The organism is Aestuariibacter salexigens DSM 15300 (assembly GCF_000429145.1).
Lineage (GTDB): Bacteria > Pseudomonadota > Gammaproteobacteria > Enterobacterales > Alteromonadaceae > Aestuariibacter > Aestuariibacter salexigens.
In genome coordinates, this window is sequence record NZ_AUBH01000002.1 from 156,235 (window position 1) to 168,562 (window position 12,328).

Below are 12,328 nucleotides of genomic sequence, written 5' to 3' on the forward strand. Positions count from 1 at the left end.
GCCGCGCCTACTCCTAAAATCTTATAAAACCGCACACACTGCTCCTTTACTTCAATACCCGCATTTTACGGCCTTTTCTCTGTGATAGCCAAATACAGACAATAGGAAGTGCAAAACTATCCCGCTCAGAAATTATCTTTCCAGCCACGTAGTGCGGCAAATACCTGTTCCCCGGCGATGTCTGACTGGCCACTGTGCGTTGCTGCCGACGCAATTACATCCGGCTGGCCTGTGCGCACAAAAGGATTGATATCACGTTCGTTGGCAATATTGGAGGGAAGTGTGGGTTTGCCGTGTTGACGCTGCTGCTCGGCCCAGCGTTGATACTTTTCGAGAGCCGCATTTTGGGGATCTACGGCACGGGCGAATTTGAGGTTGGCCAACGTGTATTCGTGGGTACAGAACACTGGCATGTCTCCGGGCAGGGACATCAGCTTGTTTAAGGATTGATGCATCTGAGCGGGCGTTCCTTCAAACAGACGGCCACAGCCACCGGAGAACAAGGTGTCGCCACAAAATAGGCCGATATCACTGACATAAGCGATATGATCCAGCGTATGTCCTGGCACAGCCAGCACTGACAAGGTCAACTGAAGCTCATCCAGGCTGACACTATCGCCTTCAGCCAGGCGATGAGAAATCGTGGCTATATCATTGTGCGGGCCATATACGGGAATGCCGGGAAACGCGACCAGTAAATCGGCAATGCCGTCGGTATGATCCCAGTGATGATGGGTAATCAAAATGGCCGTCAGCGACAGGTTGTTATCTTTGCAGTAGGCCAGAACCGGAGCGGCATCGCCGGGGTCGACGACCACAGCATGGTTATCTCGCTGAATGCACCAGATGTAATTATCGTTAAACGCAGGGATAGGATGAATTGATAGCATGGCGATTGACTTTGTATTGTTTCGAACCTGGATTGACGTAATATAAAAACTCACGTCATGTACTGCAAACCGCATCTGCGCTTGGGAGTCGAATGAAAGCGGCCTTATTGGCAGAAAAGCCCCGCTATCCAACCAACTGGAATGAACTGCCGTTGGGTGAAGACATACAGAGATTACAGGCTGAGGTCATCGCCGGGCACAGCAGAATGTTCTTTGGCTACCACATGGTCAGACTTGGGGCGCTATCTTCACAGTTAACCATGACACAGTGCCCGATTAAACACGTGGTGAATCATACAGAAACGCTGTGTGAATTTACTCAGGTCAGAGGTAAGTCTCGTGAATTGCCGTTCGCTGAAAACAGTGTGGATGCCTTTGTTCTGGCCCATGAATTAGATTTTGCGCGTGACCCTCACCAGATATTACGAGAGGTGGATCGCACCATTGTACCCAATGGACATGTGGTAATTTGCGGGTTCAATCCGTTGAGCATTGCAGGCCTGACCCGTTTGTTGCCAGTAAAGCGTGGCAATATTTTACATGAGGCGCGCTTTTTCACCTGCGGACGTATCAAAGACTGGCTTCATCTGCTGGGATTTGAAGTATTAAACGTAGAGCACGTGCTGTTTTCGAGTTTATTAATGGACCGGCGCTTTAGGCCCGACAGTCGCTGGCAAAAATGGTGCAGCCGTTTTGTGCCATTGACCTCAGCGGTGTATATCATTATCGCCAAGAAGTGTGAGATCCCGCTGTCGGTAGTCAAACCGACAGCGAAACTCAAACCGCGTTTTGCGCCAGTGAGCGCCAGTATGCGGCAGTCCTGATTATTTGACCTTCATGCCGGGCTGAGCACCCTCGTGCGGCTCCAGGATCCACAGGTCCTGCCCCCCCGGTCCAGCCGCCAGCACCATCCCTTCAGACAGTCCAAAACGCATTTTGCGCGGTGCCAGGTTGGCTACCATAACGGTAAGCTTGCCCTGCAGCTGTTCTGGTGAGTAGGCAGATTTGATCCCGGCGAAGACCTGACGGGTTTCACCGCCCAAATCCAGTTCAAGGCGCAGCAGCTTGTCGGCCCCCTCAACATGTTCGGCTTTTGCGATTTTGGCGATGCGCAGATCAACTTTGGCAAAGTCGGCAAACTCAATGGTCTCGGCGATGGGATCTTTGGCCAATGGGCTATTGGGGTCAATTTTCGGGGTGGCTTCAAGACTTTCTTTGGAATCTTCGATCATAGCGTTTACCTTATCCATGTCGACGCGCTGCATCATGGCTTTGAATTTATTGATATCGTGGTCTCTCAGTACCGTCTGGGCGCTGTCCCAGGTCAAGGTATCGTTGAGGAAACCTTCTGCCTGTTCGGCCAGCTTCGGCAGTACGGGCTTGAGATACACCATCAGAATGCGGAACAGGTTAATGCCCAGTGAACACACATCGTGGGTGAGCTGCTGTTTGCTCTCATCTTTCACCGTTACCCACGGAGCCTGCGCATCAATAAACTGATTAGCACGGTCGGCAAGGGCCATGATCTCGCGGATGGCTTTGTGATACTGACGCGACTCAAAGTGCGACGCGATAGAATCGGCAGCGTTATGGAACGCGCTGAGTAATTCCTGATCCAGGATGTTGGATGACAATTTGCCGTCAAACCGTTTGCCGATGAACCCGGCGCAGCGACTGGCAATATTGACCACTTTACCCACCAGGTCGGCGTTCACTTTTTGGCTGAAATCTTCGAAATTCAGGTCGATATCCGTGACGTTGTCACTCAACTTTGAGGCAAAGTAATAACGCAGATATTCAGGGTTGAGGTGCTCAAGATAAGTGCGGGCCTTAATAAAGGTGCCGCGGGATTTTGACATCTTGGCGCCATTCACCGTAACAAACCCGTGCACATTTACGCCAGTAGGCTTGCGGAAGCCAGCGCCTTCCAGCATGGCTGGCCAGAATAGACAGTGGAAGTAGGTAATGTCTTTACCAATAAAGTGATAAAGCTCAGCGTCTGAGTCGGCATTCCAGAAGCTGTCAAAATCAATATTGTTGGCGGCGCAGTAGTTCAGGAAGCTGGCCATGTAGCCAACAGGTGCATCGACCCATACGTAAAAGAACTTATTTGGCGCACCTGGAATTTCAAAGCCGAAGTAGGGCGCATCTCGGCTAATATCCCACTGCTGCAGACCCTGCTCAAACCATTCTTCCAATTTATTGGCCATTTCCTGTTGAATCGCGCCGCTGCGCAACCAGGCTTTCAACATGTCTTCAAATTGAGGCAGGTCAAAAAAGTAGTGCTCAGAATCTTTGAGAATAGGCGTCGCACCAGACACCACTGAGCGAGGATCTTTCATTTCGGTAGGGCTGTAGGTGGCGCTGCACACATCACAGCTATCGCCATTCTGATCTTCCGCGCCGCAGTTAGGGCAGGTGCCTTTGACGAAACGATCTGGCAGGAACATGTTCTTTTCCGGATCGTATAGCTGACTAATTGTGCGTTTAGTGATGTAGCCGGCGTCATCCAGACGCTGATACACGCGCTCACACAGCTCACGGTTCTCGTCAGAATGGGTGACGTAGTAATTGTCATATTCGACGAAGAAGTCGAGCAGGTCCTGGTGGTGCTCAGCGCGGGTTTGCTCTACCATTTGCTCAGGCGTAATGCCAAGCTCCTGGGCTTTGAGCATCACCGGTGTGCCGTGCGCGTCGTCAGCACAGACGCTAAAACACTGATGGCCGCGCATTCGCTGAAAACGTGTCCAGATATCGGTCTGAATATGTTCAAGCAGGTGGCCCAGATGGATTGACCCATTTGCATAGGGCAGGGCACTGGTAACAAGAATTTTACGCGGGGTTGTTGCCATTGGTGTTATTTAGCTTCGTCAGTTAAAAAATGGCTGCAAATGGTAGCGGAAATGCCCGTGTATTGCATTACGAAAATGACCCGAATAAAGGCGAACAATGATTTTTAGTCGATCCCCTGATAACAACGAAATTCCCGCGCTCGCTGATAGCGCACTGGCTGACTATTACTCGGTGCCAGAGACACAGACAAAAGGATGGAGTGCGTATGGCAAAGATGGGCTAACTGTGACCTTGCCTTTTGCAGTCGTCAGTACCCACAAAAAATTAGAGAGATGGTTAATTCAGGCACTTGCCGCCAAGCAGTTGGAATTGGATGAAGTGAGTTTTATCACGTCGGTGAAGCCTTCGAAAACGCAGCACAAACGGGTTCGCAATATTAAAAACATTATCGCGGTGGCGTCAGGCAAGGGCGGCGTCGGCAAATCTACCACCAGTGTGAACTTGGCGTTTGCACTGATGCAGGAAGGCGCCAGAGTTGGCATTCTGGATGCCGATATTTACGGGCCTTCTGTGCCGATTATGTTGGGTAACCCGACCGCGCATCCACAGAGCGAAGACAACCGGCACATGATCCCGCTGGAATCCCACGGCGTCGTGGCCAATTCTATCGGCTATCTGGTGCCTGCTGAAAACGCCACTATCTGGCGCGGGCCTATGGTATCCAGGGCGCTGCAGCAGCTGGTCAATGAAACCTTGTGGCCTGAGCTCGATTATTTGATTGTGGATATGCCGCCGGGCACCGGTGATATTCAGCTGACGCTGGCGCAGCAGGTTCCTGTTACAGCAGCAGTGGTGGTGACTACGCCTCAAGACTTGGCGTTGGCCGATGCCATAAAGGGCATTGCCATGTTTGAGAAAGTGGATATTCCAGTGCTGGGCCTGATTGAGAACATGAGCTATTACCAGTGTAAGAAGTGCGGTCACCGTGAGGAAATTTTCGCCTCAGAAGGTGGGGCAAAGCTGGCCAAGCAGTATAATGTGGCCTTGTTAGGGCAATTGCCGCTGGATATTGATATCCGCACCCATGCCGATGGCGGCGAGCCTATTTTACTGGCAGATCCAAAAAGCCCTATCAGTGATGCATACCGCTACGCCGCACGACGCCTGTCTCGTTCACTGGCACTGACACTGCCAATAGACAACGACACCATAGAGTTTGTGGAAAAGCATTGAACATGCAGGATCACGGACTCATAATTGCAAAAAACCTTTTATTACATATCGAGATACGCTGAATGCGCCTTTGTGACAGAGATATCTACCAGCATCTTCAAGATGGCATTATTAAAATTGATCCACAGCCTGACTATTCACAGATCAGCGGCGTGACTGTGGATATCCGCCTTGGGAATAAATTCAGAGTATTTGAAGATCACGCAGCGCCGTATATCGACCTGAGCGGCACTAAGGCCACGGTGCAGGCGGCGCTTGATGATGTGATGAGTGATGAGATTGAACTGCCCGAGGGCAAAGCGTTCTTTTTGCATCCCGGCGAGCTTGCATTGGCGATTACCCATGAGTCAGTGACCTTGCCGCCTAATATCGTCGGCTGGCTGGATGGTCGTTCCTCACTGGCAAGACTAGGTCTGATGGTGCACGTCACCGCACACCGTATCGATCCGGGCTGGTCAGGTAATATTGTGCTGGAGTTCTTCAACAGCGGCAAACTGCCGCTGGCGCTCAAACCTATGATGAAAATAGGTGCGCTGAGTTTTGAAGTGTTATCCAACCCCGCTGAGAAACCTTATAACGCCAGAGCAGATGCCAAGTACAAAGGCCAGGCAGGTGCTGACGCCAGCCGCATCAGTGCCGATGATAAGGAGTAGTCAGTTTGCGCTGCTCATTCTCTGCCTGACTACATTCAATGTTCAGGCAGAGCAACAGCGCGCAAGGGATCTCGGTATTGCGCCGGGTATTTTTCAGCCCGGTACTCATAACGCCATCACAGACGTTAAAGGCGTCAAAGTAGGGCACGTCACCCTGCATCAGGGTAAATCCATTCATACCGGGGTGACCGTTGTGATCCCCGCCGAGGGTAACCTGCGCAAGCGTAAGGTCCCCGCTGCCATTTACATCGCCAACGGCTATGGAAAACTGGCTGGCATCAGTCAGCTACAAGAGCTGGGTGAGATTGAAACGCCGATTGCGCTGACCAACACGCTGAATGTGGCTGAGGGGATTGCCGGCATTGTGGAGTGGACACTCGCGCAGCCAGGCAATGAAGACGTGTATTCGGTGAATGCCGTGGTGGGTGAAACCAACGACGGTCGCCTCAATGATATTCGTAAACGAGCTGTCACTATTGAGCATGTCAAAGCGGCCATTAGTTCGGCAAGCAGTGGTCCTGTACCTGAAGGAAACGTTGGCGCCGGCGCCGGTACCGTCGCGTTTATGTGGAAAGGCGGCATTGGTACATCGTCACGACAGCTGCCAGAAGCGTTAGGTGGTTGGACACTAGGTGTGCTGGTGCAGTCCAACTATGGTGGCATACTTACCATTGACGGCGTGCAGGTCGGCAAAGCACTCAACCAATATTATCTGCAAGATACCGTAGAGCGGCAAAAAGCCGATGGCAGCATCATGATTGTGGTGGCGACCGATGCGCCGCTATCGTCACGCAATCTGGAAAGGCTGGCAAAACGTGCGATTGTCGGACTAGCTCGAACCGGCGCAGTGGTGAGCAACGGCTCGGGTGATTATGTGATTGCGTTTAGTAATCATCCCGACTTACGAAGAGACGATAGCACCGACACACTCAGCACATCTGTACTGCATAACAGTGATATGTCACCGCTGTTTCAGGCCGTCGCCGAAGCCACGGAAGAGGCCATTTACAATGCGTTATTTATGGCAGAAGACCTGGATGGACATCGCATGAATGTGAAGGCATTGCCACTGAATAAAGTGCGTAAGCTGGTGGCTGAGACAAAACAATAGCGTGCATTAACGTAGGATCGCACAACAATTCACCATACAGCACCCACACCACGCTTAAGGCGTTGCAAAGTACCCGAAAATAAGTACACTTAGCGCCTCTTTCGGTCGGTGTGTAGCGCAGCCTGGTAGCGCACTGTCATGGGGTGTCAGGGGTCGGAGGTTCAAATCCTCTCACACCGACCAATTTCTTCTTTTCCCCAAATTTTCAAACGACAATAACTGGTAGCATTAGCGGAGACATTGGCGAACAGAGACAGCGTCATCACAGTCCAGAATCGCTGGTTTATCGTTTTTGTCAGTGCTACCAAAGCTCTTTAATCAAAGATAATTTGCCATCCTTAAAACCGAACAATGCAAGATACTTGTCTGTGGGTTGCCATGCACCATGACGGTTAATAATCCCGTGTGAATACTCAACTGCCAGATGATTTTTACCAGATATTGAGTTCAAAACTCTTATTTGGTTTGTAGCAGTTTTTGTGTATCGACCTGAATCAAGATTACGTTTAAATGCCTCTCGCCATTCATCTCTAGAAAAATCTGCCTGATACTCAACATGCACATATCTCACCTCGGCATGAGTCAGTGCGAGAAGATCATCAATATCCTTGAGTGAAGAACCGCGCTTTGAAACCTTATCAAGGGCTGCAAAATACTGTTCCACTAACCCAAGCTTGCAATTTTCATCACAGCTTTTTGCGCCCGCTGAACTGCAAAATACGATGAGAAAAATGCTTACTACTACTTTAATTTTAACTATTCCTTCCATGCACTACCTCAAAAGATTGTTTACTTGTTCCACAAGCATGTACCAGTTGATTTGTCTTCTATTCATCTTCCTCGATATTACCAACGCTATTTAGTTTGCAAGGTAACAAACCGTAACAATGGATTTCGATGGATTGTTTATCACCGCTTACTGCGTCAGCATTGTCATTCCGCTTCCCGAATTAGTCTATTCAAGGTAACCGTGTGAAATGAGAGCCGTTCCATTTTTGAAGATAGTCTTTTGCTGTCTGCTATCTTATCCAGTTTTTGGTGAATTGGACTTTTTGCGCAGTCAGCCCCACTCAACAAAGTACGTTTGTCCTCCTTGTTATCATGTCGATGACGTGTTTGAAACCGCAATATATAGACAGCCCGGGCAGTGCAAGGTATGTGGGATGACCTTAATTGAGAATCCTAAAGAAAAAATCATAAATGATGTCTCCATACACCAGGGAAGCGGCAACCTTCTCATAGATGTTGGGAATGAGCAGGACAATCGATCCGTGCGTGTTTTTTATTACGCTCCTAGCGCCCTCAATGATGAATCAAACGTCTTGATTGTTTTACCAGGAGCAGGGCGAGACGCTTGGGGGTACCGTGATGCATGGAAAACGGCGGCTGAAAAACATAGCGTCTTGATATTGTCACTTTATTACGATGAAAGCACTTATCCAGAATTTTGGAATTACAACCTTGCCAGAATGATTGCAAACGTTGAGGTCGACGAAAAAAAGTCTCAGATTAAAGACTTTACGTTAACTGTAGATCCTGAACGGTGGCTATTCGGAGACTTCGACCGTGTGTTTAAATTTGTCGTAAATGCTTTAAATATGAACACAGTTTCCTATGACTTATTCGGGCACTCCGCGGGCGGTCAGATTTTGCAAAGATACGCTTTGTTTCACACTACAAATAAAGCAAATAAAATAATCTCCGCGAATTCTGGCTGGTACACAGTACCTAGCTTTGAAAATGTCTTTCCATATGGTTTGTACAATTCGCCACTTGAGGATATCGATTTAGAATCCGCGTTTAGACAAAACTTAGTGTTACTTGTAGGTGAAAAGGATGATGCTAACGAAACCAGGGGGCATCTTGTGCGGAATGACAAAGTCGACCTACAAGGAACGCACAGGCTGGAGCGTGCTAACTATTTTTATAAAACAGCAAAACGCGAAGCAAAGCAGCAAAAGCTAGATTTTCATTGGCAGCTTAGGATTATTGAGAATACCGGCCATGACCATGCGAAAATGACAAAGGCAGCTGAACAATATCTGTATCACTGAGTTTCGCAAGCACAATGTTTTACCTTAGTAATCTTTCAAGGTGAGATTGTTTATACATGTACACCTGGCAGCCTGAGATAACGGTGAAAGCAAGACAAACAATTGCTCCTAGCAATGCTGCATTATTATCTGACGATTGGGTAAGCGAGATAAGATGATGAGCAGATAAAAGCGAAGACAGATACGCAATTACACCCGCCACCAATGCCAGGTTGACTCTATCCCATCTACACAGTAATAAAGCAGGTGCCCATAAGAGCGCAGTAAGCTGAACCGCGAAAATAAAGAACAGCATCGTTACGTCGAATAAGTAACCGCACAATATAATGGTACTAATCATGATGGCACTGAGTAGACAGGTATCCTTTAACATTAACTTGTAATAACCGAAAAGAATGTTGACCTGTAACGACTTAAACATTCCATCAGCACCATAGTGATGGGCGAGCCCCCTCAGTTGAGGCGTATTTTTCCTGACATCCAATAACATCGCTAATGGGCTGATTGCGAGGAATATATACATCACAGTCTCATGTGATATGTCCGCAGAAAATGGCAGCAAAGCCAATAAAACGGTGAACGCGGCACCATGAGCAAGTGTTAACACACCCATGCGGTTCAAAGGACTTGTTATTGCCCAGGAGATATCTTTTTTACTCGAACCAATCTTAGTTATTACCCATCTTCCGACGAGCGCTTTCAGCTTAAGGTGCATGTCTTCCCATATGACGTCAGAGTTAGCGGATGTGTCGGACTCCTCAAAGGTGTTGATGTTTGCATAGTGGGAATGAGCGAACAGGCGAACAGCGAGCACTGCAGCAATTATTATCAAAACCGACGCCAAGTATCTCTCGTTTATATCAAAGGTTGATAAAACGTAAAGTATTGCTGGACAAGATGGCCACAACAGTCTTTCTGCATAATGTTGCGCAAAGTTAAAGTATAAGCAGCATATACCTACGCAGACGGGTAAAAAAAAGACATAATCTACGAGCGTAATGTTGTAAAGCAGTGGCCACGTAAAGCTGATATTCAACAGCAACAATATCGACAACGTAGCAGCACCCAGATGACGGCGATAGGATACGTTAACTCGCCAAAGAAAGTGACTTCTAAATACACGTAATGCAGAGCCCAAACTCAATGCAGTGAAACAGCAGACCAGAGTCGTCATCATAAATAACTGAGACTTGATTTGTTGGTCTAAAACGCCACTTGAGTGAGACTGAATTAACAGGACCTGAAAAGCGACCATTAATAAGCCAATCAATACGGTGGTGAGCTGAGAATAACCGAGCAGGTGGCGACATGCATGTAACCAGTTATGCATAGGATTGTTCGCTCTGCGTGATAGCTAAATACCAGTCTTCTAGCGACATTGGATGAATATCAACCTCTACTCCTAATTGTTTCCATCGCTCAAAAACGCTCCTGTCCAGAGGGCGCAGTACCTTGCCATAGATTGTTTTTCCTTCCATGATTGGGGTGGTTATTCCGCTGATACTGATTGCTTCTGTACCGTGAGCTGCGTTTTTCAGTGATAACTTGATATTTCCAATCCCGTTTTTGAGTGACGTCATTGAGTGTTCAAACCTAATTTTTCCATTTTGCAGTAAGGCTACGCGACTCGACATTCGCTCAAGATCTGAAACGATGTGACTGGAAAATATGATGGTCGATTTATAGTTAGCGCAATGCGTCGATAATTCGGATAGGACGGCATGTCGTATATTTGGATCTAAATGCGCTACAGGTTCATCAAAGAGCATCAATTCCGGTCGGGTGGAAATCGCCTGAATTATTCGTAAAACCTGACGCTGTCCTCCAGACAGGGAGCTAATGGTCTGCTTGAGGGATAGATCCCAACGGGAGCAGAGTGCTAAGGCATAGGCTTGATCCCATCCGGAGTAGAAGCCTCCCAGATAACCAAGGTATGTTTTCACAGACATCCAGTCAAAACCTCTGGTGTCCTGGGCTACAAAAGTGATTTTTTGGCGCTTTTCTGCAGGTAACTTTTCCCATGGTTGATTGAAGATTGTAATGTCGCCGCTATTAACGTTATTAAGCTGTAATATTGACTCTAGTAGCGTAGTTTTCCCGGCACCATTACGCCCCAGCAGGGCAACTATTTCCCCCTGGTTCACACACCAGTCTAACTGGTTGAGTACAAGTTTACCGCCGTATTTTTTGGTAAGTGATCTCACTTCTAATATGGAATTTTTCATCGTTTGCACCCTCTAACGAAGCAAAGGGCAGAGATGGCCAAACCAAAACCCGGGATCGCATGCATCAACATACCCGGATGACTGAGTATGTTTTGCATTGTGGGGCGATAGTAATAAATGCTCAGCTGGCTTAGTTTTTCATCAGCACGCCGCGCCGAGTCTTGGATAAGTTGTCGAGCGACGGAGGTCACAACAGTAAATTGCACACTGAGCAGTAGAAAAAATAGTTCAATACCTATTGCGTCAATGAATATCCCCAATATAAAGGTATCTGGGCGCATTATTAAAAGGGTAAAAGCAATGATGCCTACAGTTTTGATCGCGAGCTTTTTCATATTTCTACACCGTCAAAAAGCGACGTGAATATTTCACTTTAATTATCCAGAATACCATTATCGCGAGCACGAGGAATACTGGGATAGCTAAAAACTCGATTCTTCTGATAGCTTCTGGCAATAGCTTTGCCTGTCCTAAAAAGAATGCCGCCGTAGCCATGAATAGAGGAAAAAACATTCGCCACAGGTGACGGAACAATCGCTTACTTCCTTCTGCTCCGTTACGTTTTATATGTAAGAGGTCACTTGCTGCACAGAACAGGGCAATCCCCCCAAAAGCAACAAACGCTTGCCATCCGAAGCCACCTATTTCTCCCTCAGGCGAACGTGAAGCTACAACGGTATAAGCCACATAACCAATGCATAGTTACCGGGCTTGTTCGGTATCGTTAAGCAGTCCAGCGTAGTTGTTCAGGAAGGAGTTGATTGGAAACTAGTCGACCTTTTTCGTTGAGCAACCAGGCCAGACATAGGACGATATATCTCATTTAACGAGCGGCTCGTAATATACCTCTCCGAGGCCACAGACAGAAATCTTTTCTGTAAAGTAGGTGAAAACTAAAGAGGTGTTTTCAGATACGGTGAAGAGCTGAACAATCAGCTCCTGCAACAGTGACCCACCAACTAGAGCATAATTTGGTAAGAAGCTATGTTAATTTCAATTACTCCTTTAAGTTGAAGTCCATAGGGGTCTTGGACAATTTCAATGTGCCTAGCACCTTTCTCATTCACCCCAGCAACCAGATAAATGAAATAGTAGGAGATATGCTTTTTCGCCGCCTCCCATTCGTTTCTAGTCATAATTAGCTGGTTGATTGACTTGCCGACGCTTGATTTAACCTCAATGTCCACTGGTTTGCCGTGTTCGTCAAATGAAGATATGTCCCAGCATGGCCGCATCATGTTTAAATTCCGGACTGAATGACCGTCTTTGTCTTCTCATTGAACAACTCGTTATTAAGTGAAATGCTACCACTTAAAACGGTGTTCGGGTTTAGTCTGCCGCTACATTTCACTGTCAGCTTATTTTACAC

13 protein-coding genes and 1 tRNA gene are annotated in these 12,328 nt (G+C 47.7%); 6 read left to right on the plus strand and 8 right to left on the minus strand.

Going from position 1 to position 12,328, the window contains the following annotated elements; translation table 11 throughout:
• Nucleotides 1-125: 125 nt before the first annotated feature.
• Nucleotides 126-890 carry a hydroxyacylglutathione hydrolase gene (gene gloB / locus G441_RS0104900; RefSeq protein ID WP_034474582.1) on the minus strand — a complete coding sequence of 255 codons (765 nt, stop codon included), beginning with the start codon at nt 888-890 and terminating at the stop codon, nt 126-128.
• Between the two features lie 92 nt (nt 891-982).
• Between gloB and G441_RS0104905 the strand changes: the two genes are divergently transcribed.
• Nucleotides 983-1,714: a class I SAM-dependent methyltransferase gene (locus G441_RS0104905; RefSeq protein WP_026375320.1), complete on the plus strand. Its 732-nt coding sequence runs from the start codon at nt 983-985 to the stop codon at nt 1,712-1,714.
• Here the strand turns inward: G441_RS0104905 and metG are convergent, their stop codons facing one another.
• A complete protein-coding gene (metG, locus tag G441_RS0104910; protein ID WP_026375321.1) occupies nt 1,715-3,742 on the minus strand; it encodes a methionine--tRNA ligase in 2,028 nt (675 codons plus the stop codon).
• A gap of 97 nt (nt 3,743-3,839) precedes the next feature.
• On the opposite strand from metG, the gene apbC reads away from it, so the two are divergent.
• The 4 genes from apbC (at nt 3,840) to G441_RS0104930 (ending at nt 6,863) form a co-directional block, all read left to right on the plus strand.
• Nucleotides 3,840-4,916 carry an iron-sulfur cluster carrier protein ApbC gene (gene apbC, locus G441_RS17915; protein ID WP_051275344.1) on the plus strand — a complete coding sequence of 359 codons (1,077 nt, stop codon included), beginning with the start codon at nt 3,840-3,842 and terminating at the stop codon, nt 4,914-4,916.
• Nucleotides 4,917-4,978: 62 nt separating this feature from the next.
• The gene (dcd, locus tag G441_RS0104920; protein WP_026375322.1) at nt 4,979-5,569 is read left to right on the plus strand and encodes a dCTP deaminase; all 591 of its coding nucleotides are present in this window, start codon (nt 4,979-4,981) and stop codon (nt 5,567-5,569) included.
• The gene (locus G441_RS0104925; protein ID WP_205622157.1) at nt 5,505-6,680 is read left to right on the plus strand and encodes a DmpA family aminopeptidase; all 1,176 of its coding nucleotides are present in this window, start codon (nt 5,505-5,507) and stop codon (nt 6,678-6,680) included. The genes dcd and G441_RS0104925 overlap by 65 nt, the downstream gene beginning before the upstream one ends.
• Before the next feature lie 106 nt (nt 6,681-6,786).
• A tRNA-Pro gene (locus G441_RS0104930) sits at nt 6,787-6,863 on the plus strand.
• Between the two features lie 118 nt (nt 6,864-6,981).
• On the opposite strand, the gene G441_RS0104935 is transcribed toward G441_RS0104930, so the two are convergent.
• A complete protein-coding gene (locus G441_RS0104935) occupies nt 6,982-7,449 on the minus strand; it encodes a hypothetical protein (RefSeq protein WP_240485084.1) in 468 nt (155 codons plus the stop codon).
• Between the two features lie 394 nt (nt 7,450-7,843).
• On the opposite strand from G441_RS0104935, the gene G441_RS0104940 reads away from it, so the two are divergent.
• Nucleotides 7,844-8,734, plus strand: coding sequence for a hypothetical protein (locus G441_RS0104940; protein ID WP_051275345.1), 891 nt, complete (start codon nt 7,844-7,846; stop codon nt 8,732-8,734).
• 19 nt (nt 8,735-8,753) lie between these two features.
• On the opposite strand, the gene G441_RS19650 is transcribed toward G441_RS0104940, so the two are convergent.
• The 5 genes from G441_RS19650 to G441_RS20050 all read right to left on the minus strand — a co-directional run bounded on the left by G441_RS19650 (nt 8,754) and on the right by G441_RS20050 (nt 12,197).
• Complete coding sequence (locus G441_RS19650; RefSeq protein WP_156896278.1) at nt 8,754-9,566, minus strand: hypothetical protein; 813 nt, start codon at nt 9,564-9,566, stop codon at nt 8,754-8,756.
• Nucleotides 9,567-10,056: 490 nt separating this feature from the next.
• On the minus strand, nt 10,057-10,959 hold the full coding sequence (locus tag G441_RS17920; protein ID WP_051275346.1) for an ABC transporter ATP-binding protein: 903 nt from the start codon (nt 10,957-10,959) through the stop codon (nt 10,057-10,059).
• Entirely contained in the window at nt 10,956-11,294 is a 339-nt protein-coding gene (locus G441_RS0104955; protein ID WP_026375327.1) for a hypothetical protein, read from the minus strand. Before G441_RS0104955 ends, G441_RS17920 begins: the two co-directional genes overlap by 4 nt.
• Nucleotides 11,295-11,298: 4 nt before the next feature.
• Nucleotides 11,299-11,646, minus strand: a complete 348-nt coding sequence (locus tag G441_RS0104960) for a hypothetical protein (protein WP_026375328.1) — start codon at nt 11,644-11,646, stop codon at nt 11,299-11,301.
• Nucleotides 11,647-11,918: 272 nt separating this feature from the next.
• Nucleotides 11,919-12,197 carry a protein NO VEIN domain-containing protein gene (locus G441_RS20050; protein WP_026375329.1) on the minus strand — a complete coding sequence of 93 codons (279 nt, stop codon included), beginning with the start codon at nt 12,195-12,197 and terminating at the stop codon, nt 11,919-11,921.
• Nucleotides 12,198-12,328 lie beyond the last annotated feature (131 nt).